The organism is Pseudocitrobacter faecalis (assembly GCF_965231525.1).
GTDB classification, from domain to species: Bacteria; Pseudomonadota; Gammaproteobacteria; order Enterobacterales; family Enterobacteriaceae; genus Pseudocitrobacter; species Pseudocitrobacter faecalis.
In genome coordinates, this window is the sequence record NZ_CBDDNJ010000002.1 from 3387723 (window position 1) to 3413698 (window position 25976).

At 50.0% G+C, this 25976-nt stretch carries 27 protein-coding genes and 1 pseudogene; 18 read left to right on the plus strand and 10 right to left on the minus strand.

All coding sequences use genetic code 11. The features are described from left to right. Positions 1-370: 370 nt before the first annotated feature. Positions 371-1567, plus strand: a complete 1197-nt coding sequence (locus ACOXYR_RS16590; protein ID WP_421356132.1) for an L-dopachrome tautomerase-related protein — start codon at positions 371-373, stop codon at positions 1565-1567. A 177-nt stretch (positions 1568-1744) separates the two neighbouring features. Continuing rightward, positions 1745-2629 (plus strand): SDR family oxidoreductase, encoded by an 885-nt coding sequence (locus ACOXYR_RS16595; protein ID WP_113858724.1) that lies wholly within the window; start codon positions 1745-1747, stop codon positions 2627-2629. An 89-nt stretch (positions 2630-2718) separates the two neighbouring features. Here ACOXYR_RS16595 and arsC read toward each other — a convergent pair whose 3' ends face one another. Genes arsC through ACOXYR_RS16610 form a run of 3 tightly spaced genes read right to left on the minus strand, consistent with a single transcriptional unit; the run spans position 2719 to position 4843 of the window. After that, entirely contained in the window at positions 2719-3147 is a 429-nt protein-coding gene (gene arsC / locus ACOXYR_RS16600; protein ID WP_113858723.1) for a glutaredoxin-dependent arsenate reductase, read from the minus strand. 12 nt (positions 3148-3159) lie between these two features. Further along, on the minus strand, positions 3160-4449 hold the full coding sequence (locus tag ACOXYR_RS16605) for an arsenic transporter (RefSeq protein ID WP_421356133.1): 1290 nt from the start codon (positions 4447-4449) through the stop codon (positions 3160-3162). Between the two features lie 55 nt (positions 4450-4504). Beyond that, positions 4505-4843 (minus strand): metalloregulator ArsR/SmtB family transcription factor, encoded by a 339-nt coding sequence (locus ACOXYR_RS16610; RefSeq protein WP_421356134.1) that lies wholly within the window; start codon positions 4841-4843, stop codon positions 4505-4507. A 437-nt stretch (positions 4844-5280) separates the two neighbouring features. On the opposite strand from ACOXYR_RS16610, the gene ACOXYR_RS16615 reads away from it, so the two are divergent. Further along, positions 5281-5463, plus strand: a complete 183-nt coding sequence (locus tag ACOXYR_RS16615; RefSeq protein WP_108474735.1) for a con-10 family general stress protein — start codon at positions 5281-5283, stop codon at positions 5461-5463. Between the two features lie 74 nt (positions 5464-5537). After that, positions 5538-6041 (plus strand): YciE/YciF ferroxidase family protein, encoded by a 504-nt coding sequence (locus ACOXYR_RS16620; RefSeq protein ID WP_108474734.1) that lies wholly within the window; start codon positions 5538-5540, stop codon positions 6039-6041. A 5-nt stretch (positions 6042-6046) separates the two neighbouring features. Here ACOXYR_RS16620 and ACOXYR_RS16625 read toward each other — a convergent pair whose 3' ends face one another. The 3 genes from ACOXYR_RS16625 to ACOXYR_RS16635 are packed head-to-tail and all read right to left on the minus strand — an operon-like array spanning position 6047 to position 7540. Then, positions 6047-6571, minus strand: coding sequence for a 2-oxo-tetronate isomerase (locus ACOXYR_RS16625; protein WP_421356135.1), 525 nt, complete (start codon positions 6569-6571; stop codon positions 6047-6049). Between the two features lie 10 nt (positions 6572-6581). Further along, complete coding sequence (locus ACOXYR_RS16630; RefSeq protein WP_407732155.1) at positions 6582-7028, minus strand: DUF421 domain-containing protein; 447 nt, start codon at positions 7026-7028, stop codon at positions 6582-6584. 11 nt (positions 7029-7039) lie between these two features. Further along, positions 7040-7540 carry a hypothetical protein gene (locus ACOXYR_RS16635; RefSeq protein WP_421356136.1) on the minus strand — a complete coding sequence of 167 codons (501 nt, stop codon included), beginning with the start codon at positions 7538-7540 and terminating at the stop codon, positions 7040-7042. Positions 7541-7680: 140 nt separating this feature from the next. On the opposite strand from ACOXYR_RS16635, the gene ACOXYR_RS16640 reads away from it, so the two are divergent. Continuing rightward, positions 7681-8073 (plus strand): YdeI family stress tolerance OB fold protein, encoded by a 393-nt coding sequence (locus ACOXYR_RS16640; protein WP_108474730.1) that lies wholly within the window; start codon positions 7681-7683, stop codon positions 8071-8073. Between the two features lie 52 nt (positions 8074-8125). Here ACOXYR_RS16640 and betT read toward each other — a convergent pair whose 3' ends face one another. Beyond that, on the minus strand, positions 8126-10159 hold the full coding sequence (gene betT / locus ACOXYR_RS16645) for a choline BCCT transporter BetT (RefSeq protein ID WP_189624275.1): 2034 nt from the start codon (positions 10157-10159) through the stop codon (positions 8126-8128). Positions 10160-10287: 128 nt separating this feature from the next. Here betT and betI point away from each other — a divergent pair, with 128 nt between their 5' ends. The 5 genes from betI to iutA all read left to right on the plus strand — a co-directional run bounded on the left by betI (position 10288) and on the right by iutA (position 16844). Continuing rightward, complete coding sequence (betI, locus tag ACOXYR_RS16650) at positions 10288-10875, plus strand: transcriptional regulator BetI (protein ID WP_108474727.1); 588 nt, start codon at positions 10288-10290, stop codon at positions 10873-10875. A 13-nt stretch (positions 10876-10888) separates the two neighbouring features. Then, positions 10889-12361 (plus strand): betaine-aldehyde dehydrogenase, encoded by a 1473-nt coding sequence (betB, locus tag ACOXYR_RS16655; RefSeq protein WP_421356137.1) that lies wholly within the window; start codon positions 10889-10891, stop codon positions 12359-12361. Positions 12362-12374: 13 nt separating this feature from the next. Next, entirely contained in the window at positions 12375-14048 is a 1674-nt protein-coding gene (gene betA, locus ACOXYR_RS16660) for a choline dehydrogenase (protein ID WP_421356138.1), read from the plus strand. A gap of 448 nt (positions 14049-14496) precedes the next feature. Continuing rightward, complete coding sequence (locus ACOXYR_RS16665; protein WP_421356139.1) at positions 14497-14643, plus strand: hypothetical protein; 147 nt, start codon at positions 14497-14499, stop codon at positions 14641-14643. 2 nt (positions 14644-14645) lie between these two features. Continuing rightward, positions 14646-16844 carry a ferric aerobactin receptor IutA gene (gene iutA / locus ACOXYR_RS16670; RefSeq protein WP_421356140.1) on the plus strand — a complete coding sequence of 733 codons (2199 nt, stop codon included), beginning with the start codon at positions 14646-14648 and terminating at the stop codon, positions 16842-16844. 27 nt (positions 16845-16871) lie between these two features. Here iutA and ACOXYR_RS16675 read toward each other — a convergent pair whose 3' ends face one another. Further along, on the minus strand, positions 16872-17831 hold the full coding sequence (locus ACOXYR_RS16675; protein WP_421356141.1) for a GlxA family transcriptional regulator: 960 nt from the start codon (positions 17829-17831) through the stop codon (positions 16872-16874). A gap of 119 nt (positions 17832-17950) precedes the next feature. Between ACOXYR_RS16675 and ACOXYR_RS16680 the strand changes: the two genes are divergently transcribed. From ACOXYR_RS16680 to ACOXYR_RS16705, 6 genes and pseudogenes are all read left to right on the plus strand, one after another. Further along, positions 17951-18499 carry a cysteine hydrolase family protein gene (locus ACOXYR_RS16680; RefSeq protein ID WP_189624284.1) on the plus strand — a complete coding sequence of 183 codons (549 nt, stop codon included), beginning with the start codon at positions 17951-17953 and terminating at the stop codon, positions 18497-18499. Between the two features lie 492 nt (positions 18500-18991). Then, a pseudogene (locus ACOXYR_RS16685) lies at positions 18992-20331 on the plus strand (tyrosine-type recombinase/integrase). 105 nt (positions 20332-20436) lie between these two features. Beyond that, complete coding sequence (locus ACOXYR_RS16690; RefSeq protein WP_032296090.1) at positions 20437-20886, plus strand: hypothetical protein; 450 nt, start codon at positions 20437-20439, stop codon at positions 20884-20886. Further along, on the plus strand, positions 20883-21104 hold the full coding sequence (locus ACOXYR_RS16695; protein WP_003847740.1) for a helix-turn-helix domain-containing protein: 222 nt from the start codon (positions 20883-20885) through the stop codon (positions 21102-21104). Before ACOXYR_RS16690 ends, ACOXYR_RS16695 begins: the two co-directional genes overlap by 4 nt. Positions 21105-21238: 134 nt before the next feature. Next, complete coding sequence (locus tag ACOXYR_RS16700; protein ID WP_003029576.1) at positions 21239-22003, plus strand: hypothetical protein; 765 nt, start codon at positions 21239-21241, stop codon at positions 22001-22003. A 461-nt stretch (positions 22004-22464) separates the two neighbouring features. Further along, positions 22465-23085, plus strand: a complete 621-nt coding sequence (locus ACOXYR_RS16705) for an inovirus Gp2 family protein (RefSeq protein WP_003029579.1) — start codon at positions 22465-22467, stop codon at positions 23083-23085. Between the two features lie 55 nt (positions 23086-23140). On the opposite strand, the gene ACOXYR_RS16710 is transcribed toward ACOXYR_RS16705, so the two are convergent. Together ACOXYR_RS16710 and ACOXYR_RS16715 are read right to left on the minus strand one after the other, a co-directional pair. Further along, complete coding sequence (locus tag ACOXYR_RS16710; protein ID WP_003029581.1) at positions 23141-23797, minus strand: ATP-binding protein; 657 nt, start codon at positions 23795-23797, stop codon at positions 23141-23143. Between the two features lie 28 nt (positions 23798-23825). Continuing rightward, a complete protein-coding gene (locus ACOXYR_RS16715) occupies positions 23826-24134 on the minus strand; it encodes a maltose acetyltransferase domain-containing protein (RefSeq protein WP_003029582.1) in 309 nt (102 codons plus the stop codon). A 536-nt stretch (positions 24135-24670) separates the two neighbouring features. Between ACOXYR_RS16715 and ACOXYR_RS16720 the strand changes: the two genes are divergently transcribed. Continuing rightward, positions 24671-24814: a helix-turn-helix domain-containing protein gene (locus ACOXYR_RS16720; RefSeq protein ID WP_223870241.1), complete on the plus strand. Its 144-nt coding sequence runs from the start codon at positions 24671-24673 to the stop codon at positions 24812-24814. Between the two features lie 228 nt (positions 24815-25042). Continuing rightward, entirely contained in the window at positions 25043-25966 is a 924-nt protein-coding gene (locus tag ACOXYR_RS16725; protein ID WP_003029584.1) for an aminoimidazole riboside kinase, read from the plus strand. Positions 25967-25976 lie beyond the last annotated feature (10 nt).

Below are 25976 nucleotides of genomic sequence, written 5' to 3' on the forward strand. Positions count from 1 at the left end.
TGTTGTCTTGCTTGCAAGCGCCATCATGCACGCTGGCCCTTTATCAGACGGGTCAGTCATTTACATAAGACAAAATATTATTTAACCATTTAGCAACCGGATACTAATTTTGTCCGGCTGAGAACACAAAACTTTAAGATAAAAAGTCGACAACTGTCTAGTTTTAAAGATTTTATGTCACGAAATGTCGTTCTTTTATTGACATCGTCTGGGATAAATCGCCGGGCAATATTCATTTCCCGGGCCATTATTCGGGTATTTTCGCTTTTCGCATGTAAGTCCTGTTCATTTCAACGGCTTTTTCTGCCTGCCGTCACGCCCTACTCTTCAGCCCGTAATGTCACCATTGATTCTATTCAGGCAGGAAATTATGAACGTTAAAACGCGTAAAACCCTAATCGCACTGGCAATCAGTTTCGCCTCGGTTGCTGCACCCTTAACGACATTTGCCGCATCGGTTCCGGCAGCGGTCTCTCTGGCGCAATTGCCCGCCGATCGCGCCATCGGCCACCCCGAAGTGGTGGCGACCTTTAGCGGCGCGATGCCAACAGGCGTTACGGTTACCGAAACAGGGCGAATCTTTGTGAACTTCCCGCGCTGGGGAGACGACGTCCCCTTTACTGTCGCTGAAATTAAAAACGGCACAGCGGTTCCTTACCCGGATGCCACCGTAAACAAAGCGGATAACGCACGCCCCGGCGAACGCTTTTTAAGTGTGCAGAGCGTTGTCGCTGATGGTCAGGGAAAACTGTGGGTGCTGGACACGGCTGCGCCCGGCTTTTCAAAACCGGTCGACGGGGGCGCGAAACTTGTCGCGATTGATTTACAGAGCAACAAAATCGTTAAAACGCTTGTGCTGCATTCGGATGTCATCCTGCCCGCAACTTATATCAATGATGTGCGGTTTGATTATCGCGTCGGGAAAGCAGGTGTCGCCTATATCACCGACTCTTCGTTATCCGGTATCGGTGGCATCATTGTCGTGGATCTGGATTCCGGTAAGGCGGTACGTCGCTTGACGGGCGATCGTTCCACCTCTCCGGAAAAAGGTTTTGTGCCAATCGTCGAGGGTGAAACGCTGCTTCAGCGTCATGCGGATGGCACAACTGCGCCGTTTAGCGTCGCCTCGGATGGTATCGCCCTTTCCCCGGATGGCAAAACGCTGTACTACTGCCCGCTGTCAGGGCGACATCTGTTTGCCATTTCAACAGAATTACTGCGCGATCCGAGCATTACTGAGGCACAATTATCCGCCGCAGTTCAGGATCTCGGTGAAAAAGGCGCGTCAGATGGTCTTGAAAGTGACGCCAACGGGGCGGTTTATGCAGGCGATTATGAACGCAACGCCATCCGTAAAATGGATAAACACGGCACCTGGCAAACCATCGCCCATGGCCCGCAAATTCTCTGGCCGGATACGCTCTCTGTTGGGCATGATGGTTATCTCTACTTCACGGTAAACCAGTTGCACCGTCAACCCGGTTTCCATCAGGGTAAAGATATGCGCCAGAAACCTTATTCTCTGTTAAGAATTAAAATCGACGCCGCACCGGTAAGTACCCGTTAATCTTTTTCAGCCCCTCAATAAGGGGCTGAAATATCATCAGTAACGCAAAGAAAAATCTCAAATAAATATCGGCTGAAACGTTTTGGTATAGGCTTAATAGTTCTTGATATTTATATCGCTGCTATTAAGGAAAATATCCACATTCATTACTGATAACCTATGCTTAAGGAGATATTTATGGCCGATCGCGACACGTTAAATCCACAATACCCACGTCCCCCTTTCCAGACGCAAACTCAGCAACCGCCAGGCCTGGATTCGAAAATGATCCCCGAGCCCGATCATGGCGAAGAGAGCTATCGCGGTCACGGCCGCCTGAAAGGGAAATGTGCACTGATCACCGGCGGTGATTCCGGGATTGGGCGCGCGGTAGCCATTGCCTACGCCAGAGAGGGCGCGAATGTCGTCATCAACTATCTGCCTGAAGAAGAGTCAGATGCGAAAAGCGTTATTGAGGTCATGAAAGCGGAAGGGGTCAAAGCGGTAGCGATCCCCGGTGATTTGCGGGATGAAAATTTCTGTCATTCGCTGATCGAACAGACGGTAGAGCAACTGGGTAAACTGGACATCCTGGTGAATAACGCCGGACGACAGCAGTATTGTGAATCGCTGGAAGATCTCACGACCGAAGCGTTTGACGCCACCTTCAAAACCAACGTCTATGCCGCCTTTTGGCTGACCAAAGCCGCACTTCGTCACCTGAAGGCGGGCGCATCAATTATCAACACCACATCCGTTCAGGCATTTAAACCCAGCCCGATTTTGGTTGATTATGCGCAAACTAAGGCCTGTCTGGTGGCATTGACCAAATCGCTGGCAAAACAACTGGGGCCGCGCGGTATTCGGGTGAATGCTGTCGCACCGGGGCCATACTGGTCAGTGCTGCAAACCAGCGGCGGGCAACCGCAGGAGAAGGTTGAGCAGTTTGGTGCCGACGCCCCGCTGGGTCGTCCAGGGCAGCCGGTGGAAATTGCGCCATTGTATGTGCTGTTTGCCTCCGACGAGTGTTCGTACGCGTCCGGGCAGGTATGGTGTTCAGATGGCGGTACCGGAACACTGTAATTGCCTGATGGCGCTGCGCTTATCAGACCTACGGGTCGGAGTTAACCCGTAGGTCGCGTAAGCACAGCGCCCCCGACAAAGCCGAGCGATTAGGATTTCAGCCGCTTACCCTGTTCATCCACCACCTTTTCACCATCTTCCTTGTTGAACGCGCGTTGCTGCGCATCCGGCAATATATCCAGCACCGTTTCAGACGGGCGGCACAGACGCGTGCCCAACGGGGTTACCACGATCGGGCGGTTGATTAAAATAGGGTATTGCAGCATGAATGCCATCAGTTCGGCATCGCTAAACCGATCTTCGGCCAGCCCTAACGTTTCATAGGGCTCCACGTTTTGACGGAGCAGCGCCCGCACACTGATGCCCATATCGGCAATCAGTGTGCTCAGCTCATCACGCGAAGGTGGATTTTCTAAATAATGAATGATGGTTGGCTCTGTGCCGCTGTTACGGATCATCTCAAGCGTGTTACGCGACGTGCCGCAGGCCGGGTTGTGATAAATGATGATATTGCTCATTTCAGTTTCTCATTACAGTGTGAGTGAGAGACGTAATACCAGTGCGGTTAAGGTAACAAGCAGCACCGGTAACGTCATAATAATCCCGACGCGGAAATAATATCCCCAGCGAATCGTCATATTCTTCTGAGAAAGCACATGCAGCCACAGCAGCGTTGCCAGGCTGCCAATGGGCGTGATTTTTGGCCCCAGATCGCAGCCAATCACGTTGGCGTAAATCATCGCCTCTTTAATGACACCGGATGCACTACTGCCATCAATCGAAAGCGCACCAACCAGCACCGTCGGCATATTGTTCATCACAGAAGAGAGAAACGCGGTCAGGAACCCCGTACCCAGCGTGGCGGCCCAAAGGCCATTATTCGCCAGCATGTTCAACACGCCGGAAAGGTATTCCGTCAGCCCCGCGTTACGTAAGCCGTAGACCACCAGATACATACCCAGCGAGAAAATGACAATCTGCCACGGCGCGCCGCGCAGCACTTTTCCGGTATTGATTGCTTCTCCCCTTTTCGCCACCGCGAAAAGAATGAGTGCGCCCACCGCGGCGATGGCGCTAACCGGAATCCCCATCGGCTCCAGCACAAAAAAGCCAGCCAGTAGCAGAAGCAGGACAACCCAGCCGGTGCGGAATGTCGCCGGATCTTTAATCGCTTTTGCGGGGTCTTTGAGGCGTTCAAGGTCGTAGGCAGGCGGTATATCTTTGCGAAAGAACAGATGTAACATCACGAGCGTTGCGGCAATGGCCGCGATATCGACCGGTACCATCACCGAGGCGTATTCCGTGAAGCCCAGGCGGAAGAAGTCTGCCGAGACGATATTGACCAGATTAGAAACGATGAGCGGTAGGCTGGCGGTATCGGCGATAAACCCCGCCGCCATGACAAACGCCAGCGTTGTACTTTTACTGAACCCGAGCGCCAGCAGCATTGCAATCACGATCGGCGTAAGTATTAACGCCGCGCCATCGTTGGCGAACAGCGCCGCCACCGCAGCGCCAAGCAGGATGATATAGGTGAACAACAAACGCCCTCGCCCGTTGCCCCAACGCGCGACATGCAGTGCGGCCCATTCAAAAAAGCCCGATTCATCCAGCAGCAAGCTGATAATAATCACGGCAATAAAGGTTGCCGTAGCGTTCCAGACGATATTCCACACGACCGGAATATCATCAACGTGAACCACACCGAACCCCAGCGCCAGCACCGCGCCAAGCGTTGCGCTCCAGCCAATGCCTAATCCTTTCGGCTGCCAAATAACCAGAATAAGGGTCAGGACAAAAATTGCGCCTGCCAGTAACATACAACCTCCCCAAATCAATACATACGCCAAAACAGATATGTTTAGTTAAATTTTTTTAGCAACAGTTTGCCGTGCCGCCATTCGCTTCCCGCTTTTGCGCCATGCGTTGGAGGCTATCGCGCTCGCTTGCCCAGGCCTGCTCAACCACCTGCGCCGCCCATGCGGGAATATGCGGCGAAAGACGATAGTGCACCCATTTCCCCTGTTTGCGATCCTGCAACAACCCGCTTTCGCGCAGCATAGCCAGATGGCGGGAGATTTTCGGCTGTGATTGTTTCAGTGTTGTGCACAGATCGCAGACGCAGAGTTCGCCTGACTCTCTGAGTAACAGAACAATACTCAGCCGTGTTTCATCAGAAAGTATTTTGAACAATTTCAGCGCATTTAAAGGCATTCGTCCTCCTGTCAGATGCACGATAGCCTACGCCTTATGAGGAGAAAAGCAATAACACATATGGAAAAACATACCTGTTCTTTCTTTTTTATTACTTTTCCCACCAAGAATAATCTTATATTATTTTGGGAGATACACGAGCAGGGAAAATCTAACGTAAAGAAGCGTAAACATTCTCATCCAACATGAGAGTGAGCATTGATGAAAAAATAAATTTACGTTCTATCGCTATCCGCTTCATTTACTCATCTTTCTTCATAAAATATTTACCCTGAAGCGAAGCGCGTAGCGTGATTTATTTAACAAGAATATTTAGTTACATCCACAGAACGCAATTTGATCTTTACTCAATAACCGCTAGAGTTAATTCCTGAACGACATGAGATGCGAAATAAAATTTGCATCATCCTGACATAGTAAAATATGAGGTATTGAATATGGCAGAGCATCGTGGTGGTTCCGGTAATTTCGCAGAAGATCGAGATAAAGCCTCTGACGCAGGCCGTAAAGGTGGCCAGCACAGCGGCGGTAACTTCAAAAATGACCCGCAGCGTGCATCTGAAGCGGGTAAAAAAGGCGGCCAGAATAGCCACAGCGGTGGCCGTAAATCCGATAAGTAGCCTTTAATTAAATAAAATATATGAATAAGCCGCGAGTCTTCGGCCTCGTGGCTTATTATGATCCGGAGAGAATTATGAATATTAAAACCATTGAAGATGTTTTTATTCACCTGCTATCCGATACCTACAGCGCAGAAAAGCAGTTAACCCGTGCCTTAGCCAAATTATCACGTTCCACCGCCAGTGAAAAACTCAGTGCCGCTTTTAGTGCGCACCTTGAGGAGACGCACGGACATATTGAGCGTATCGATCAGATCGTTGAACAAGAATCCGGCCTAAAAATTAAACGCATGAAATGTGTCGCGATGGAGGGTCTCATTGAGGAAGCCAATGAGGTCATTGAAAGTACCGAAAAAAACAATGTTCGCGATGCCGCGCTTATCGCGGCGGCACAAAAAGTCGAACATTATGAAATTGCCAGTTACGGTACGCTCGCCACGCTGGCGCAGCAGTTAGGGTATAAAAATGCGTTAAAACTGCTCACAGCCACGCTGGAAGAAGAGAAGAAAACCGATCTCAAACTAACCGATCTCGCCGTGGGGAATATTAATACCCAGGCCGAGAAAAAAGGCGCTTAACCCCGTCATCGCCGGGATGACGTCGAAAGGGAGAGTTGTTCAACCAAAATGGCAAGAGAGTAGCGAACCGCTTTTTCGACGACATCCTGGCACTCGCCCGTAAACAGTATCCGTGCCGTTTCTATTTGACCGCGAAAGTTCCATGCAAACCAGACAGTCCCCGCAGGGGTACCGTCGTCTCCCCCATCCGGGCCGGCATAACCGCTAATCGCGATACTGATATCAGCCCCAGCCTGAGCCAGTGCGCCTGCAGACATTTCCCGCACGCATTGTTCACTGACAGCACTAAACTTTTCTAATGTGCTGGCCTGAACATTCAGCATTTTTTGCTTTGCCGCATCGCTGAAAGTCACCACGCCAATATCATAAAATGCCGCGGTGTTCTCTTCTGCGCAGAGTGCCGACGCAAGGTTACCCCCCGTACATGACTCGGCGGTGGTTAAACGCCAGCCACGTTCCAGCAGCGCATTTGCGGCCATTTTGGTCAGTTCACCGGTGGTTTTTGAATCGTTATAGAGGGTTTCTTCCATCAGGTGCTCCTTATTTTTCTAACGGGATAATCGAGATATGCCCATTACGTTCAAGTATGGCATATTTAATTTTCTCCAGCTCTGTAATGCCCTGATTTTGGCGCGCGGCGACAAGTATGTCATCGCAAGAGACATCCACCTTTTTAAGTTTTTCCCTTAACACTGTCCCGTTTTCAACCAAAATAACCGGCGAACCATCCAGTGCCGACTCCGCGCCGGAAAAATATTTTTTCATCATCCCAAAAAGCATATCCACAACAATCAGCGTGATGATTGTCAGCATCGCACCGGTGACAGAGAAATCATTCCCTAATAGGGCCTGCTGAGTTGCCTCGCTGATAATCAATAATAATATCAGATCGAAACTGGTCATCTGCAACAGGGCTCTGCGCCCTGCGATTTTAAATACAACCAGTAAAATCAGATAGATTGCAAGTGCACGAAATATCATCTCCATTCTTTTTTCTCCTAAGGATAGATAAACTGCCAGAAGTCTATTTCTGACCCGGCATTTAACCTAAGCGAGTTATGGGCATAACCGAATTCTTGTGGAGTGGCGTATAACCAGACGGTAAAGGGTTCTGTCAGTTGTGCGGTATGATAAACAAAAAATAGCGTGTTATCCTGGCTGTACATTTTATCTGGCCTCGGCCAAATATTGCTGATTTCAAAATGTTTATTATAGTCACCGTGCAGGCTGAAAACGAATAATCCCGTTTGTGCTGGTTTAGCGGAAATTTTTAATGCAAATTCCGTTTGTAATCTGCCAAAGCGTTCATATTCAACCTGCAACTTTTGGTCTGAAGATACCTTTATCGTTTGACTCAAATAGCCGTTGGAAAACAAGCCTCCAATTGCCAGTAAAACAACGAGCAACAGAAGAATTAATCCCCCATTTCTGCAGGCGGCTTCGAAATTTAGCGCGCGTTCACTCTCCTGAACACCGGGCAGTTGTTTTTCTTTTGACATTTAACACCTCACCGTTTCGCTTATTTTTAGCAGAACGATGATTTTTAAAGTAAACCCTTTTTAAGATTCATCGCGTTGCCAGTTTAAGGAATAGCAACCACGCTTAATATGTCAAGCCAATCACACGCAGGGAGTGTAGTATGAAAATATCTCTTGTTCCTCTCGTTTGCACATTATTGATTCCTGGCGCTTTTGCCGATGAAAAAGGTGGCCTGGAAAAAGATGCCGCACCTCCCGCCCCTCATGCGCTGGAAGAGGGATACCGCGGCACTGAAAATGCGCGAATCATGACCGTCGATCACGCTAAAACAATGCACGACGGCGCGACAATTTCGCTTCGCGGCAATCTCATCGACGATCAGGGCAATGACAAATTTGTGTTCAGGGATAAAACCGGAACGATCCACACCATTATTCCACAATCGGTTTTTGATGGACGGACGGTAAAACCCGATAACATGATCAGTATTAACGGAAGCCTGGATAAGAAAGTCGATCCGCCGGTCGTGCGGGTAGATATGATTCAGAAATAATAAAAAGAAAAGCAGGATCGTGATGATCCTGCTTTTTATTTAAACATCTTGTTTAAACATCCGGGAACATCACGCTATTCCCAGGTGCTTCCCGATGTAAATGAATAAAGTTGAGGTGTCGCTCGTACTGGTCAAGAATATCAGTGATCACCTGCTCTTTACTGTAATCCATCAGGTCATTACCCTGGCTGCCCTCCAGCAGGAAGGTTTCCAGCCGGTAGTAGGTCGATTTCCCGCTGCGCGCGCGGTAGGTAAAGCCCGGCACCGAATATTGCCGTGGCCAGATCTGATAGACAAAGTTTTGCTCTTCACCCATATGCACCAGTAAATCCAGATGCCCCAGATGCTCGCCCTCTTCCGGTGGCAGGCTTTTCAGCTCAACGTACGCACCGCGTAGCCGCAGTTCCTGCGCCACATCTTCCATTGCCGGATAACAGACCGTTTCCATCATCTGTTTGGTGTAGCGCGTACCTGGGTAGTTCATCAGGCGCGACAGGCGTTTTTTCCAGCTCAGGCGATCCTGAACGCTCATCGGTCGCGGTGCGGTGTCGCGGTTGGCACTTTCACGGCGGTAATCCTCAACCTTCAGCGATTTATATAGCCCCGCCATCACGAAGAAAATGACAAAGCTGAACGGCAGCCCCATGATCACCGTGGTGTTTTGCAGCGCTGAAATCCCGTTGGTCATCAGCATACCGAGCGTCAGCAGGCCAATGGCCACCGACCAGAATACACGCAACCAGCCAGGCGCATCGCTGTTGATGTCTTTCAGCTGCGAGGTGAAATTGCCCAGTACCAGCGCACCGGAATCCGCCGAGGTGACATAAAACAGCAGGCCAGTAATGGTGGCGATGGAAGCACTAAAGGTGAACCCCGGATACTGTGCCAGCAGGCTGTAGAAGCCACGTTCCGGGTGCGCCATCGCTTCCTGTGCGAAGGCGGCACCGCCATGGATGATTTCATACAGTGCGCTGTTACCGAATACCGACAGCCAAAGCAGCGTAAAGGTGAACGGAATAATCAAGGTGCCCAGCACAAACTGGCGAATGGTGCGCCCGCGTGAGATGCGCGCCAGGAACAGGCCGACGAACGGCGACCATGCTACCCACCACGCCCAGAAGAAGAGCGTCCAGTTGTTCATCCACTCGACCGGGCGGTCGAAAGCGAAGCTGTTGAGCGTCATCCCCATAAAACGGTTTACGTAGTCGCCAACGTTCAGTACCAGCGCATTGAGCAGAAATGAGGTGTCGCCCATAAACAGCACGAACAAAATCAGCCCCAGCGCCAGCGCAACGTTAAGTTCCGACAGCACGCGAATGCCTTTATCGACCCCGGACGTCACCGAAATAGTGGCGATGATCACCGACAGCGCAATCAGCGCCGCTTTCGCCGCCATCGAATCCGGGATATCAAACAGTACGCTCAGCCCGTAATTGAGCTGCACCACACCAATGCCAAGCGTGGTGGCGATGCCGAAGATGGTGCCGATTACCGCCGCGATATCCACCGAGTGACCAATCGGCCCGTTGATACGTTTCCCGAAGATTGGATACAGCGCCGAGCGGATCGTGAGCGGCAAATTATAACGATAGCTAAAGTATCCGAGCGCCATCCCCATCAAGGCATACATCGACCAGCCGGTTAAGCCGTAGTGGAACAGCGTCCAGACCATCGCCTGACGCGCCGCCTCCATGGTTTGCCCTGCCCCTTCCGGCGGCTGCATATATTGTGTCACCGGTTCGGCGACGGAGAAGAACATCAGGTCAATACCGATACCGGCGGCAAACAACATCGCCGCCCAGCTCAGCAGGCTGAACTCAGGCTTAGATTGCTCCGGCCCGAGCTTTACCGAACCGAAACGCGAACAGGCAATGCAGACCACAAACACAATATAGAGCGTTGCCGCTAGCAGATAGTACCAACCAAAGGTTTTAGAGACCCAGTCCAGCGTGCGGCCAATCCACAGAGCGGAGAAGTCGCGAAAGAGGATCGTTGTCAGGGAAAACAACAAAATCAGTCCTGCGGAAGTGTAAAACACAACCGGATTGATTTTGTCCTTTTCCCTTGTCTGTGAAAGGTCTGTCATCCAGTATCCCCACTGTTTTTGCAACTATTAAAAATCAAATTCGCAACAATTAAGACACATTTTATATTGAACGTCCAATCAAAAACCGCTTTAATGTATAACCAATGCTGATGAATGGAGTGGCAAAAATGCCCAAACTGGGGATGCAGCCGATCCGGCGCAGGCAACTGATCGACGCCACGCTGGAAGCAATAAATGAAGTAGGCATGCACGATGCAACGATCGCACAGATCGCCCGTCGGGCGGGCGTTTCCACCGGGATCATCAGCCACTATTTCAAAGATAAAAATGGCCTGCTGGAAGCGACCATGCGCGATATCACCAGCCAGTTGCGTGACGCGGTATTGAGCCGTCTGCATGCCCTTCCGGAAGGTAGCGCAGAGCAGCGGCTCCAGGCGATTGTAGGCGGCAATTTTGATGAAACGCAGGTCAGTGGCGCGGCGATGAAAGCCTGGCTGGCTTTCTGGGCCAGCAGCATGCATCAGCCGATGCTCTACCGTTTGCAGCAAGTGAGCAGCCGCCGTTTGCTGTCCAATCTTGTGTATGAGTTTCGTCGCGAATTGCCGCGTCAACAGGCTGAAGAAGCGGGCTATGGGCTTGCCGCTCTGATCGACGGCCTGTGGTTGCGCGCCGCACTCAGTGGAAAACCGCTGGATATCACCCGCGCGCAATCGCTCACCAGCCACTTTATCAGCCAGCATTTACCGACCGATTAACCGAGGAGGAGTTATGTCCCGAATGGCAGAACAGCAGCTTTATATCCATGGTGGTTATACATCCGCCACCAGCGGTCGCACCTTCGAGACCATCAACCCGGCCAACGGTGAAACCCTGGCAACGGTGCAGGCCGCCGGACGCGAGGATGTCGATCGTGCCGTAGAAAGCGCCCGGCAGGGGCAGAAAGTCTGGGCGGGCATAACCGCCATGGAGCGCTCACGCATTCTGCGTCGGGCGGTGGATATCCTGCGTAAACGCAATGACGAACTGGCAACGCTGGAAACACTCGACACCGGCAAAGCGTTTTCGGAAACCTCAACCGTCGATATCGTTACCGGCGCTGATGTGCTGGAGTATTACGCGGGGCTGATCCCGGCGCTGGAAGGCAGCCAGATCCCCCTGCGTGAGTCATCGTTTGTCTACACGCGCCGGGAACCGCTCGGCGTGGTCGCGGGGATTGGCGCCTGGAACTACCCGATTCAGATTGCCCTGTGGAAATCCGCCCCGGCGCTGGCGGCAGGCAATGCGATGATCTTCAAACCGAGCGAAGTTACCCCGCTCACTGCGCTTCAACTCGCAGAAATCTACACAGAAGCAGGACTGCCGGACGGCGTGTTTAACGTTTTGCCAGGCATCGGCGCGGAAACCGGGCAGTATCTGACCGAACATCCAGGCATTGCCAAGGTGTCGTTCACCGGCGGCGTCGCCAGCGGCAAAAAAGTGATGGCCAACTCTGCGGCCTCTTCGCTGAAAGAAGTGACGATGGAGCTGGGCGGTAAATCCCCGCTGGTTATCCTCGACGATGCGGATTTAGATCTCGCGGCGGACATTGCCATGATGGCGAACTTCTTTAGCTCCGGCCAGGTGTGCACCAACGGTACTCGCGTATTTATTCCGGCGGCGTTCAAAACCGAATTTGAACAGAAAATCCTTGAGCGCGTAGGCCGCATCCGCGCAGGCGACGTTTTCGATGTGCAGACCAACTTCGGCCCGCTGGTCAGCTTCCCGCATCGCGATAACGTGCTGCGTTACATCGCCAAAGGCAAAGAGGAAGGCGCGCGCGTACTGTGCGGTGGCGATGTGCTGAAAGGCGACGGTTTCGATAACGGTGCCTGGGTCGCACCAACTATCTTTACCGACTGCACCGATGAGATGACTATCGTTCGCGAAGAGATTTTCGGGCCGGTGATGTCCATCCTCACGTATGAATCTGAAGACGACGTGATTCGCCGCGCCAACGACACGGACTACGGCCTGGCGGCAGGCGTCGTAACGGCTGACCTGAACCGGGCACACCGCGTCATCCACCAGCTTGAAGCGGGTATCTGCTGGATCAACACCTGGGGTGAATCCGCAGCAGAGATGCCGGTTGGCGGCTACAAACACTCGGGTATTGGCCGCGAGAACGGCGTGATGACGCTTCAAAGTTACACCCAGGTGAAGTCCATCCAGGTTGAGATGGGTAAATTCCAGTCCATATTCTAACCGGGAGGTTTATTTGCAATTTGACTACATCATTATTGGTGCCGGCTCTGCCGGCAACGTCCTCGCCACACGTCTGACTGAAGATCCGAATACCTCCGTGTTGTTGCTTGAAGCGGGCGGCCCGGATTATCGCTTTGACTTCCGCACCCAGATGCCCGCCGCGCTGGCCTTCCCACTACAGGGCAAACGCTACAACTGGGCCTATGAGACTGAGCCGGAACCGTTTATGAACAATCGTCGCATGGAGTGCGGACGCGGCAAAGGTCTGGGCGGATCGTCACTGATCAACGGCATGTGCTATATCCGCGGCAACGCGCTGGATCTCGATAACTGGGCGAAAGAACCCGGTCTGGAGCACTGGAGCTATCTTGACTGCCTGCCCTACTACCGCAAGGCTGAGACGCGCGATATTGGTGAAAACGACTATCACGGCGGTGACGGCCCGGTTAGCGTGACCACCTCAAAACCCGGCGTCAATCCGCTGTTTGAAGCGATGATTGAAGCGGGCGTGCAGGCGGGCTACCCCCGCACGGACGATCTTAACGGTTATCAGCAGGAAGGTTTCGGCCCGATGGATCGCACCGTAACGCCGCAGGGACGTCGCGCCAGCACTGCACGTGGCTATCTTGACCAGGCAAAACAACGTCCCAACCTGACTATTCGCACGCACGCCATGACCGATCACATCATCTTTGATGGCAAACGTGCGGTGGGCGTCGAGTGGCTGGAGGGCGACAGTACGATTCCGACCCGAGCGACAGCAAATAAAGAAGTGCTGCTGTGCGCAGGCGCGATTGCCTCCCCGCAAATTTTGCAACGCTCCGGCGTGGGTAATGCTGAACTGCTGGCTGAGTTTGATATTCCGCTGGTGCATGATTTACCGGGCGTAGGCGAGAACCTTCAGGATCACCTGGAGATGTATCTGCAATATGAGTGCAAAGAACCGGTTTCCCTCTACCCGGCTCTGCAGTGGTGGAACCAGCCAAAAATTGGCGCGGAGTGGCTGTTTGGCGGTACCGGCGTGGGCGCAAGCAACCATTTTGAGGCAGGCGGATTTATTCGCAGCCGCGAGGAATTTGAGTGGCCGAATATTCAGTACCACTTCCTGCCGGTGGCGATTAACTATAACGGTTCGAACGCGGTGAAAGAGCACGGCTTCCAGTGCCACGTCGGCTCAATGCGCTCGCCAAGCCGCGGGCATGTGCGGATTAAATCCCGCGACCCGCACCAGCATCCGGCGATCCTGTTTAATTACATGTCGCACGAGCAGGACTGGCAGGAGTTCCGCGATGCAATTCGCATCACCCGCGAGATCATGCATCAACCCGCGCTGGATAAATACCGTGGCCGGGAAATCAGCCCTGGCGTGGAGTGTCAGACGGACGAGCAGCTCGACGAGTTTGTGCGTAATCACGCGGAAACCGCTTTCCACCCCTGTGGTACCTGCAAAATGGGTTACGACGAGATGGCCGTGGTTGACGGCGAAGGCCGCGTACACGGCCTGGAAGGCCTGCGCGTAGTAGATGCGTCAATTATGCCGCAGATCATCACCGGCAATTTGAACGCCACGACGATTATGATCGGCGAGAAAATGGCGGACAGGATTCGTGGGCAAGAGGCGCTGCCGAAAAGTCTGGCGGCCTATTTTGTGGCAAATGGGATGCCGGTAAAACGCTCGCGCGCCTGAGAACAGAGCACAGGGACGTGCTTATCACCTCGCTTGAAAAGGCATTATTCACGAACATCTGGACATTTTTTTCACCCAAACGGCAATCATCCCCACCGCCACAATATTGCAAAACCGTTCATAAATTGTGTTTATTTGTAAAATTATTTTTACCAATACTAACAATTGGTATTGATAATGAGAAACTCTATCGGCAAAATTCGCATTATCACATGATGTGGAATCTGCCTGATGATAACTTTGCTCATGAACCTGCTGGCGTGGAATCGCGTTGCACAGCGCATTCTGAAATGGCCTCTTCGTGAAAACACGACATCGCGCTACATCGCATGTTCCCCTTCCCAACTGATTATCACGCTCGCTAAATGCCTAACAGCGTCATCGGGTTATTCCCGAACGTCCCTCCAGCATCAGGGCATAGGCATCTGCTCATATTCTGAATCTCGCCATGTCGCGCGATTTATTCGTTCTCACGCATCGCCTGCGCTTCTCCCATGACGCAGCGGTAACCGGGAAAAACCGCAGCCAGCGGCTGCACCTCCAACTGCTACTCAGCCTCTTTGGGCAACACTTTTTTGCCCGCGTAAAGGAATGACGATGATAGCCAAAAAATATACGCTCTGGACGCTTAACCCGCTGCTGCTCGCCATCATGGCGCCTGCGGTCGCACAACAGACTCCCGACGACACATTGGTGGTTTCTGCCAACCGCGCTAACCGAACGGTGGCGGAAATGGCGCAAACCACCTGGGTGATTGAAAACGCCGAACTTGAACAGCAGATTCAGGGCGGTAAAGAATTGAAAGACGCACTGGCGCAGCTCATCCCCGGGCTGGATGTAAGCAGCCAGAGTCGTACCAATTACGGAATGAATGTGCGTGGCCGTCCATTGGTGGTGCTGGTTGACGGCGTTCGCCTGAACTCATCGCGCACCGACAGCCGCCAACTGGACTCGATTGACCCCTTCAATATCGACCACGTAGAAGTCATCTCCGGCGCCACCGCGCTCTACGGTGGCGGCAGTACGGGCGGCCTGATTAATATCGTGACGAAGAAGGGCCAACCAGATACCCAGGTGGAGTTTGAGTCGGGGATCAAAAGCGGCTTTAACAGCAGTAAAGATCATGATGAACGTATTGCCAGCGCGATCTCGGGCGGGAACGATCGTATCTCCGGTCGCGCGTCGGTGGCGTACCAGAAATTTGGCGGCTGGTTTGATGGCAATGGCGACGCAACGTTGCTCGATAACACCCAGACAGGGCTCCAGTATTCTGACCGTCTGGACGTCATGGGCACCGGCACGCTAAACATTGACGACACCCAACAACTGCAGTTGATCACTCAATATTATAAAAGCCAGGGTGACGATGATTATGGCTTGAACCTCGGCAAAGATTTTTCAGCAATTAGCGGAACCAGTAGGCCTTATGTCAGCAGCGGCCTGAGTTCAGACCGTATTCCAGGCACTGAACGTCACCTTATTAGTCTGCAATACTCTAACAGCGACTTCCTCGGCCAGGAGCTGGTGGGTCAGGTTTATTATCGCGATGAGTCGCTGAAGTTCTATCCTTTCCCAACCGTCAATGCCAATAAACAGGCGACCGCGTTCTCCTCATCGCAGCAGGACACGGATCAGTACGGTGCGAAACTGACGCTGAACAGTCAACCGCTGGAGGGCTGGCAACTAACTTATGGGCTGGATGCGGATCATGAACGCTTTACCTCTAACCAGATGTTTTTCGATCTGGCACAGGCAAATGCGTCTGGCGGGATGAACAATAAGCGTATTTATACCACCGGGCGCTACCCAGCGTACGACATCACCAACCTGGCGGCCTTCCTGCAATCAAGCTATGACATCAACGATATTTTCACGCTCAGCGGCGGCGTTCGCTACCAGTACACAGAGAACAAGATTGATGATTTCATTGGCTATGCGCAGCAACAGCAGATTGCTGCCGGGAAGGTACAGTCAGCCGATGCTATCCCCGGTGGCTCGGTCGATTACGATAACTTCCTGTTTAATGCGGGGCTGTTGGTTCACCTGACTGAACGCCAGCAGGCATGGTTTAACTTCTCCCAGGGCGTGGAACTGCCTGACCCTGGTAAGTACTATGGACGCGGCACTTATGGCCCCGCAGTCAACGGGCATCTTCCGCTAATTAACAGCGTGAATGTGAACGAGAGTGAACTGGAAGGCGTCAAGGTCGACTCCTACGAACTGGGCTGGCGCTTTACCGGCGATAACCTGCGCACGCAAATTGCGGCTTACTACTCAATTTCTGACAAAAGCGTGCAGGCCAATAAAGATCTGACGATTAGCGTGGTCGATGACAAACGCCGTATTTACGGTGTCGAAGGTGCGATCGACTACTTTATTCCGGATACCGACTGGAGCACTGGCGCAAACTTTAACGTGCTAAAAACCGAATCCAAAGTCAACGGGAGCTGGGAAAAGTACGATGTTAAGGTCGCAAGTCCTTCAAAAGCGACGGCATACATTGGTTGGGCACCCGATCCCTGGAGCCTGCGAGTTCAAAGCACCACCTCCTTCAACGTGAGCGACGATCAGGGAGAGAAAATCGAGGGTTATACCACCGTTGATCTGCTCGGGAGTTATGAACTCCCTGTGGGTAAACTCAGTTTCAGCGTGGAGAATCTTTTCGATCGTGACTACACCACCGTCTGGGGTCAGCGCGCGCCGCTCTACTACAGCCCGGGATATGGCCCGGCGTCACTGTACGATTACAAAGGCCGTGGTCGTACTTTTGGTCTGAGCTATTCACTGCTGTTTTGAGTGATCGACTGTCTGCCCGGCGTGAAATCAAGGATGAAACCGCCGGCGATACTCTCCGGGTGTCAGTCCAACGATGCGGGTAAACACCTTCCGGAAGGCCCCTGCATCGCTGTAACCCACATCCCACGCGATGCGTTCCAGCGGAAGCTGAGAAGACTGGAGCATTTCCCTGGCTCGCCCCACGCGCAGGCGCTGACAATACTCGGTGGTCGTCATACCGGTCGCTTTCTGAAAGCGGCGTAAAAAAGTGCGTTCTTCCAGGCCCGCCAGGGCTGCCAGTACCGGCAGCGCACTTTCCCTGACACCCGTCTCTTCTAACCAGCGCTGAACGTTCAGTACCGCCCGATCGCCGTGTGACAGACGTGGAGAGAACGCGCTGTAGAAACGCTGCTGCCGACCTGGTGGATCAATCAGCAGACGCTGGGCGGTTTCAATCATAATGGCAGCCCCATAATAGCGGTCCACCAGACGAAGGCCCAGATCCACCCAGGCCATCGCACCGCCTGCCGTCATGATATCGTCATCATCTATCAGTAACTGATCAACATCGAGCCTGACATCAGGAAAACGCTGACTGAAAAGTTCAGCATATTGCCAGTGGGTTGTGATGGTTCGTCCCCTGAGCAGCCCCGTTTCTCCCAGTAAAAAAGCGCCTGCACAGACGGACGCGATCGTCGCTCCCTTTGCATGCTGCTCGCAAAGCCACTCGATATAAGGGCGGGAAGAGAGTGCCGGGAGAGGGTCTTCCAGGCTCGGGGGCAGGATAATCACATCAGGGCCATTCTCGTGATCCCGGACGCTGTCTTCAAGTCTGTGCGGGACACCTGCACTCTCTTCACATAGCCATCGCGTCACCGTCACCGGAGAAGTTCCCTTCGCGTCATGCCGGAGCCGGATCTTTTCGGCAAAATTCAGCAAATCCATCAGGCCCAGAACGGCAGCCTGCTGCGCATGTGGATAAATAAGTATCGCGATTTCAGTCGTCAATCGCCGCTCCATATGTCGTTTTCACCCTTGAATATGTCGTTACCGCCACTTTGCATGTTATCTGCCCTGATACACACTGTCTGTACTAAATTTGTAAAGCCAACAGAGGGAAACACGCCATGACCAGAGAAGCCATTATTGTTATCGATCTGCAGAATGAATATCTTCCGACAGGAAAATTGCCGCTGACCGGTATCGAATCCGCTGCAGCTAACGCGGCAAACGTTATTGCTTCAGCCCGCGAACGCGCTATACCGGTTTTCCATATCCAGCATATTTTCGCGAATAAAGAGATGCCGGTATTTGTCCCCGACTCAGATGGGATAAAAATTCAACCTTCTGTGCTGCCTGCAGGCAACGAACCGGTCATCGTGAAAAATTATGCCAACGCCTTCCTGAAGACCAACCTCAGACAACTGCTTGAGGAGCAAGGCATTACCTCACTGGTCGTCGTCGGCGCTATGAGTCATATGTGCGTCGACGCTGCCGTACGTGCAGCTTCAGATTTTGGCTATGACGTAACGGTTCTGCATGACGCTTGTGCCACACTGGATTTAGAGTTCAACGGTGTCCGCGTGCCAGCGGAGCAGGTACACGCCACCATGATGGCCGCACTGGCTTTTGCCTACGCCAGGGTGATTTCCACAGGGGAGTATTTGCAGCGCTGATGATTTAGCGATCCTTTTATGCAAACCGAGCAGTGGCTTATCGCTGGTCGGTTTTGCATCAACAAAAAGGTGGGAGACATCAGGAATTTCCGTGCGGGTATTGAAAAAAATAGGGTATGGGAAACGCTCGAAGGATTCATCGAAACAGGCATCTTTCGGCCAGGCATTTTACGGACTATGCGAGCAAGGTTGACACGATTTTAAGCTGGAAGATCATAAATATGACATGAGCGGGAACGTGGATGACTTGAAAGCGAGGTGATTCATTGAATTAAATGGTGCCGATAATAGGAGTCGAACCTACGACCTTCGCATTACGAATGCGATGTTATTATATTTTCACCCCTTTAAAAACCTACTATTAAAACAAGCAATTCATTATAAAACATTGTGTTATGAAAAACACCTGTTGATAAAAATTGACACGCGTTGATGTTTATTCCCCCATTTTACTTACACTAGCCGTTACATTATGGTGATGTAACATTTCTCATCTGGAGCCCCAAAATGGCACTTCCAAGACAAAAACTCACCTTCGAGCGCATTCGAAAATTTGCTTTATCTGAAGGAAAAACCCAGGCATTTCTTTGGGATGCGGACGTAACTTCCCTGGCATGTAGGGCAACTCGCGGAACAAAAGCTTTTGTGTTCCAAAGCGTATATGCGGGAAAAACCCTTCGCATGACCATTGGCAACATTAACGATTGGAGAATTGATGATGCCAGGGCCGAAGCCAGGCGGCTGCAAACATTAATCGATACAGGGATAGATCCGCGTATAGCTAAGGCAGAAAAAATTGCTGAAGCGGAATCACAGCAGGCTGAATCTCGTAAAACGAAGGTAACCTTCACAAGCGCTTGGGAAGATTACCTTGAAGAATTGAGAGCCGGAATCAGCGCAAAAACTAAACGCCCATATTCTACTCGATACATTGCCGATCACATTAACTTGTCCAGCCGTGGAGGCGAAAGTAAAAAAAGAGGCCGGGGCCCAACCTCGGCTGGACCATTGGCTAGCTTACTCGACCTACCGTTATCGGAACTAACACCAGAGAACATTGCCGCATGGCTAAGTACAGAGAGACAAAATCGGCCTACCGTCACTGCTCATGCCTACCGTCTGTTGCGTGCATTTATCAAATGGGCTAATTACCAGAAAAAATATCAGGGAATAATCCATGGCGATATTGCACAAGATCATAACGTGAGAAAAGTGGTTCCAGTATCAGCGAGTAAAGCGGGAGATTGCTTACAAAAAGAACAGTTAAAAATCTGGTTCAGTGCCGTACGTAGCCTCAATAATCCCATTGCATCGGCCTATCTCCAGGTACTTTTGCTCACCGGTGCACGGCGTGAAGAAATTGCGTCACTTCGGTGGTCTGACGTAGATTTCAAATGGTCAAGCATGAGGATTAAAGACAAGATCGAAGGCGAACGTATCATCCCTCTCACTCCTTATGTTTCTGAGCTGTTAAGTGCGCTAGCGCAATTCCCAAATTCTGACGTAAATAAGGAGGGTTGGGTTTTCAGAAGTAACAGTAAAAGTGGCAAAATTATTGAACCGCGTTCAGCACACAACAGAGCGTTAGCTCGAGCTGAGTTACCACATATCAGCCTTCACGGCTTACGCCGTAGTTTTGGCACTCTTGCTGAATGGGTTGAAGTGCCAACAGGTATTGTTGCTCAAATTATGGGACACAAACCAAGTGCACTGGCGGAAAAACACTACCGCCGTCGTCCGTTAGATCTGTTGCGCAAATGGCATGAAAAAATTGAGAGGTGGATCTTACAGCAAGCAAATATTGTAAAAAAATAACCGTTGATATGCGTTGATTTCATTTAATATCAATAGATTACAGAACAACATCCATCGTTGACATAAGTGTATTTTAAGGTTTAAATTCCATCGTCCACTTTTAAATCAGGAGATAAAGCATTATGTCTAATTCTTTGATGAGTTCTGCGCAAACCAGCTCAAAGGCTCGAATAGTACGGGTCGTGGGTAAGATCAAAGTTGTTCGTTCTAGTAAGCAGCGACAAACCTGTGCTGAGTCCATATTTCAGGAAAGACAGGTGAACATCAGGATTCGAGCTGCTCTTGGACACCTCAGTGAAAAAAACTCTTTATACAATAAAAACAATCGACATAAAACTTTGGGCGTTTTTTTTGCACGTATCATCTCGCACAAAAATCAGGCCGAAAACTCGCAAGGTAATGCGTCTAAATCAACTAAAAGTACCTCATCCGGCTCAAGCGAAGGTAGTGATCCTGACCCTGAAGCTTATTCAAGCTTGGCTTTTTTGTTTTCTTTTTGGTCCTTTCTTTCCCTTCTAATTTCATTACTTTTTGTATATGCCTGCATCTCAATCATTGAGGTGGTAGCATGAGCATATATGAGCAATCCAGAACATCTCTATCTGAACTTGTTTCCACAAGTGAGTTAGCACATCTATTAAACCTTAAAGCCCAAACAATTCGAAAATGGCTTTGCCAAGACAAGCTGCCTAATGGTTTACCACGCCCAAAGAAAATTAACAGCCGACATTATTGGTTACGCAAAGACATTGATAGGTTCCTATTAACCTTCTCAGTATATTGTAATTAACAGCAGCATCAAAATCATAACTCCCCAGCTATTCTAAAGAATAGCTGGGTTAATTAACAGAAACAATCCGTCGATAAAAGATACTAAATCACACCGTTTATCACATTTTACATTAACGAAAGTCAAGGATACATATGAAAAAACGCATCACTTTCAGCGCAAACAAAAAATCAACTATTGATGCAATTGACGACTATAGCAATGCAAAAGGATATTCTAGGTCAGAGGTGATATCATTTTTGTTAAACGCCACAGCCCCAGCATTGAATAAAATAACATCGCAATATCATATAGCTCAAACTTTGGAGTCAACATTAGGCTGTATTTTTGAAGAGAAGGCCCCCTCAATCGCACGGGGTGAGCCAAAATTAACTTACGAAGAGTTTTTTTATTCCGTCTGGAACACTCACATTCGACACCGGAACGAGGTTGTCGATCAAGATTTTTATGCGCACAAAATACCTCATGATAAGATGGGTAAGAGCGAAAAAAAATTAATTCATGAAAAGCTCTCATACATTATAAAAAGTTTCAATGTAAAAAAAGCAATTTTTATTTACACAGATCGGCGCGTGAACCACAAACATCTCATTGCAGGAGGGTTATCTAATATCATACTGATAAAGGAAACAGTCTACGATGGTTGTTTTTTTGATTTGAGCAGCATTGTGATTATGCCAATCTTTGAACTTATTACATTTGGAGTTGAAGCAGTATTGAAAAGAAATAAAACTCCCCCTAAACAATCATGCTATTGCTGGATACCAATTTATTACACAAATGATCTAGCGGTAATGGTCCCTGTGATTGCCGAAGGCGATACACCTCAAAAGGCGATGAAAGGAGGAGATGCCATCATTATTAACCCCTTTAACGGTGAAGTAAGCCATACTTTCTGATACCAATGTTAAGCATAACCACTTAGTTGCATACATCTCGACAGTATGGAGTTAGTACCTAATAGCTTGATGAGGGTAAAAGATGCCTACTAACAAAGCAAAATCAAAGAAAATTCTAGGAAGGCCTGAAGGAAGTAAATATTCCCATTTAATTCAGAGTGAGAAGGCTAAGCATTACTCTCAATCCAAGGTGGCAAAGATCTTAGGAATAAGTATTTCCACGGTAAAAAGACACTGGGATAACGGCATCTTTGGGTGATTATAATTGCAGAGTTGCTTTTTAATTATTTTACTGCATGGGTAATGGGTTGATAACAAGTTTTATTGTTGGAAAGGTATTATATAACAGTCATTACTATTAACAGTTAATTAATATAACTAACCACAGACATTCAGCTATGTCTGATCATATTACTATATACGGCTATCCAAAGCCGTAGGGCTAACGACAGGATCGAAACATGGAATTATATCATGGTTCCCATGGTGAGCATGTGCTCGCCTATAAAAAACATATTGAACGAGTCGTCAATGATGCTATCAGTGAATTCCCCAGAACAATGGCGTTACGTGTTGATGTTCATTATCCACCCATTTTAGACAGAGGTGACACTGTTTGCTGTTTTCCTAATCTAGAGCCTGGTGCCATATCCCGTTTCCGTAATGCATTAAATGCCATGTTGGAGGCCAATGAGAGAACCAGAGCAGCTAACGGCAAAAGAATATATCCAAACCGTGTTCGTCATGTTTGGGCACGGGAGTTTTCCGAAGAAGGAAAATGTCACTTTCACCTTGGTCTTTTTTTTAATAAAGATGCTTATTACCATTTAGGTGATTATGAGGCTGAAAGAAATTTAAGGATGATGATTGTAAGAGCATGGTATAGCGCACTGGGATTGGAACTGGATGATTATCCGGGATTGGTTCACTACCCTGAAAATTGTCGTTATATTTTAGACGTCAATGATTTTAACTTTGAAGGAGAATACAATAAATTACTGAATCGCTTCGACTACCTAGCTAAACTCGATACAAAAGCATATGGAGATGGCGACCGTAGCTTCGGCTGCAGTCGCGGGTAATTTATTTTTTACAGCAATGGCCTTTCTTATGGATGGAAAGGCCAGACCTTATATATCAAGAAGATGGTGAGCGATAAAGTATTGTTTTCAAGTAATCATCTGTTGCAGTAAACTCAGGGAGTTGGCCACTCATGGCCTGTGTTAGTGGAATAATCTTTGTCCTGACTCCCATCCCCCTGAAATCAACGTAACCATAATCACGTAAGACTTCCATGATAATCGTATTACGTGGTGATCGCTGACCTGTAACCATCTTTTCAATCGACATCGAATTATTCAGCGCCCCTGGGCTAATAACTTCAAATCGATTGCTATACAAGCCAATCTCTATCTCAACAAAGCGTGTCCAGTCACGATGAGCCAGTGCATTTACAACAGTTTCGCGAATAGCTTCCAGTGGATAATACCAGGTTGTTTCCCGACGTAGATGCGTATCGGGTAGAGGGGCCTCTGAAGTGATAAAGGGCATGATAGTTGACATCAAACGCTCAATCAATCCACCATCGATCAAAGCCTTTCCGGCTTCCTCAGTATCAAAACGCCCAACCATTGGACCATCCAGAATATCATCGAGTAACGGTTGGTACTCCTTATCCTCGCTGGCAAACGCAAAGACTCGGATATCTGGTCGATGCGAGAGTTCAACCATTTTGATTTTGAACTCAACGGGATAATTAGGGCTTTTTTTACGCACTGTGGTTAATGATTTCATGGATAGTGTCCACCATATTTGGTGTCCACTATCCTCTCAGGAATTTCAGGATCTGCCAGACGGTGCTGAGACGACGCTTACGAATGTTATACCCCCTGCTGCAGTGGAAAGACGTGGTGACAGATACCCCTTCCCCACATTCAGGCAGCAACTCTTTCATCAGTAGCAGGCGGGAATCAATATGAGCAGGATCGGTGTGGTTAAAACGATGAAGGAGCGATTTTGTCCGCAAAGAATCCGCTTTTATGGCGGGTTCAGCAGGGAAAAAGTAATCCCCATCTTTAAGACGGACACGTTCCACCCTGGTATCAGCGCAGGGCGGCAATTTATCATTCATTAATTCTGTTTCCTCCGTATGCAGCGTGGAGCCTTTCCTGTTACCGGTTTTATCCGGATGTATGCTGTCCCGTGAAGTGGCGGGCAAACTCACTTCTAAAAAATTACGGCCAGATCTTGTCATGCCTATCACAAAGTATCATAACCGAGCATTGTGTAAAGATGAAAACCGTCAAATTGAGCGCAATCGAGCTGCATGATATGATCAGAACCCTACTAAATCAGAAGTATTGGGTATGAGATTACTTTTGAGGAAGCACGTAAATGAAACGAGTGGTTCTGTTTTCATGTGGGAGCGCTTGTCGCTCCCTGAATAGTCCATGTGACAATGAAGATTAAACAGCATCATAACCAGCATGATGCCGTTGCATTTCTTGCATATCGGCAGACTACATCAGAACCCGGTAACCTTGGATGCTGGGATAATGGCAGAGAAGAGGCACTTACTGTATCTACGGTAAAAAGCGGTTTTGTCGATGAAGTTTTAAAGGAAACCCTCCAGAAACGCTGATGAAATTGCGCAGTTTCGCTGGCCTGATGCGACAACAACTCGCCAGTAGAATGGGTATTTCTTACAAATACCTGCGCAGCATAGAAGCAAACCCATCCAGAGCGAGCATTACTACACTTAACCATTATGCCAAGAAGTGTGGTGTTAAAAGCCCTTTGATTTATCTGTAAATAAGATAAAACATGATAATTTCATCAAGTTGCATGGTAATTTATCCAGGATCCATTTGTGTCCAGGACGTAAGTCTTCACAGCTGTCGAATCAATTCTATTTCGTAAGGCGGCTCACGTTTTTATGCCCTGAGCAGTGCTTTTCCGGCTGGAACTTTCCCCCACTCATTCACTGTGATTTAATATGCTAAACCGGTTTAATTAAGTTTAGCCTTGGAGGGTTTTAGCATGAAAGCAAAAGTTTGGGTTCTGGGCGACGCAGTGGTGGACCTGCTACCGGAGAGTGAAGGGCGCTTGCTACAGTGCCCTGGAGGCGCGCCGGCTAACGTGGCGGTAGGGGTTGCCCGCCTTGGCGGCAACAGCGGATTTATCGGCCGCGTCGGCGGTGACCCGTTTGGCCGCTACATGCGTCATACCCTGCAACAGGAGCAGGTCGACGTCAGCCATATGTATCTTGACGATCATCACCGCACGTCCACTGTGGTGGTCGACCTTGATGACCAAGGTGAACGCACCTTTACCTTTATGGTACGCCCTAGCGCTGACCTGTTCCTGGCTGAAGAAGACCTGCCACAGTTTGCCGCCGGACAGTGGTTGCACATCTGCTCCATCGCGCTCAGCGCCGAGCCCAGCCGCAGTGCTACCTTCGCGGCTATGGAGAACATCAAACGTGCCGGTGGCCGGGTGAGCTTTGACCCTAATATCCGCCTGGATCTCTGGCAAGATCAGAACCTGTTGCACGCCTGTCTCGACCGCGCCCTGCGTCTGGCGAACGTGGTGAAACTGTCCGAAGAAGAGCTGATACTCATCAGCGGGAGTAATGATATCGCGCAGGGGATCGCCAGCATCACTGAGCGTTATCAGCCTGAATTACTGCTGGTGACTCAGGGTAAAGCGGGCGTCATCGCCGCATTCCAGCAGCAGTTTATCCATTTCAGCGCTAAACCGGTTGTCAGCGTGGATACCACCGGTGCGGGCGATGCGTTTGTCGCCGGACTGCTTGCCAGCCTTGCTGCCAACGGGATGCCGGCGGATATCAATGCCCTGGAGCCAACGCTCGCTCTGGCGCAAACCTGCGGTGCCCTGGCAACCCTGGCGAAAGGCGCGATGACTGCCCTGCCATACCAGCGCGATCTACACCGCCAGATTTGATCCTAAATAC

Bases quoted from the DNA above. Each gene is read 5' to 3' on its own strand.
- ACOXYR_RS16705 (WP_003029579.1), top strand. From the start codon at position 22,465: ATGGAATTATATCATGGTTCCCATGGTGAGCATGTGCTCGCCTATAAA.
- ACOXYR_RS16720 (WP_223870241.1), top strand. From the start codon at position 24,671: ATGCGACAACAACTCGCCAGTAGAATGGGTATTTCTTACAAATACCTG.
- ACOXYR_RS16630 (WP_407732155.1), bottom strand. From the start codon at position 7,028: ATGGAGATGATATTTCGTGCACTTGCAATCTATCTGATTTTACTGGTT.
- ACOXYR_RS16610 (WP_421356134.1), bottom strand. From the start codon at position 4,843: ATGCCTTTAAATGCGCTGAAATTGTTCAAAATACTTTCTGATGAAACA.
- ACOXYR_RS16695 (WP_003847740.1), top strand. From the start codon at position 20,883: ATGAGCATATATGAGCAATCCAGAACATCTCTATCTGAACTTGTTTCC.
- ACOXYR_RS16635 (WP_421356136.1), bottom strand. From the start codon at position 7,540: ATGTCAAAAGAAAAACAACTGCCCGGTGTTCAGGAGAGTGAACGCGCG.
- ACOXYR_RS16640 (WP_108474730.1), top strand. From the start codon at position 7,681: ATGAAAATATCTCTTGTTCCTCTCGTTTGCACATTATTGATTCCTGGC.
- ACOXYR_RS16590 (WP_421356132.1), top strand. From the start codon at position 371: ATGAACGTTAAAACGCGTAAAACCCTAATCGCACTGGCAATCAGTTTC.
- ACOXYR_RS16680 (WP_189624284.1), top strand. From the start codon at position 17,951: ATGACCAGAGAAGCCATTATTGTTATCGATCTGCAGAATGAATATCTT.
- betB (WP_421356137.1), top strand. From the start codon at position 10,889: ATGTCCCGAATGGCAGAACAGCAGCTTTATATCCATGGTGGTTATACA.
- ACOXYR_RS16605 (WP_421356133.1), bottom strand. From the start codon at position 4,449: ATGTTACTGGCAGGCGCAATTTTTGTCCTGACCCTTATTCTGGTTATT.
- ACOXYR_RS16595 (WP_113858724.1), top strand. From the start codon at position 1,745: ATGGCCGATCGCGACACGTTAAATCCACAATACCCACGTCCCCCTTTC.
- ACOXYR_RS16715 (WP_003029582.1), bottom strand. From the start codon at position 24,134: ATGAATGATAAATTGCCGCCCTGCGCTGATACCAGGGTGGAACGTGTC.
- ACOXYR_RS16615 (WP_108474735.1), top strand. From the start codon at position 5,281: ATGGCAGAGCATCGTGGTGGTTCCGGTAATTTCGCAGAAGATCGAGAT.
- ACOXYR_RS16625 (WP_421356135.1), bottom strand. From the start codon at position 6,571: ATGGAAGAAACCCTCTATAACGATTCAAAAACCACCGGTGAACTGACC.
- ACOXYR_RS16620 (WP_108474734.1), top strand. From the start codon at position 5,538: ATGAATATTAAAACCATTGAAGATGTTTTTATTCACCTGCTATCCGAT.
- ACOXYR_RS16700 (WP_003029576.1), top strand. From the start codon at position 21,239: ATGAAAAAACGCATCACTTTCAGCGCAAACAAAAAATCAACTATTGAT.
- ACOXYR_RS16690 (WP_032296090.1), top strand. From the start codon at position 20,437: ATGTCTAATTCTTTGATGAGTTCTGCGCAAACCAGCTCAAAGGCTCGA.
- ACOXYR_RS16665 (WP_421356139.1), top strand. From the start codon at position 14,497: ATGTCGCGCGATTTATTCGTTCTCACGCATCGCCTGCGCTTCTCCCAT.
- arsC (WP_113858723.1), bottom strand. From the start codon at position 3,147: ATGAGCAATATCATCATTTATCACAACCCGGCCTGCGGCACGTCGCGT.
- iutA (WP_421356140.1), top strand. From the start codon at position 14,646: ATGATAGCCAAAAAATATACGCTCTGGACGCTTAACCCGCTGCTGCTC.
- betT (WP_189624275.1), bottom strand. From the start codon at position 10,159: ATGACAGACCTTTCACAGACAAGGGAAAAGGACAAAATCAATCCGGTT.
- ACOXYR_RS16725 (WP_003029584.1), top strand. From the start codon at position 25,043: ATGAAAGCAAAAGTTTGGGTTCTGGGCGACGCAGTGGTGGACCTGCTA.
- ACOXYR_RS16710 (WP_003029581.1), bottom strand. From the start codon at position 23,797: ATGAAATCATTAACCACAGTGCGTAAAAAAAGCCCTAATTATCCCGTT.
- betI (WP_108474727.1), top strand. From the start codon at position 10,288: ATGCCCAAACTGGGGATGCAGCCGATCCGGCGCAGGCAACTGATCGAC.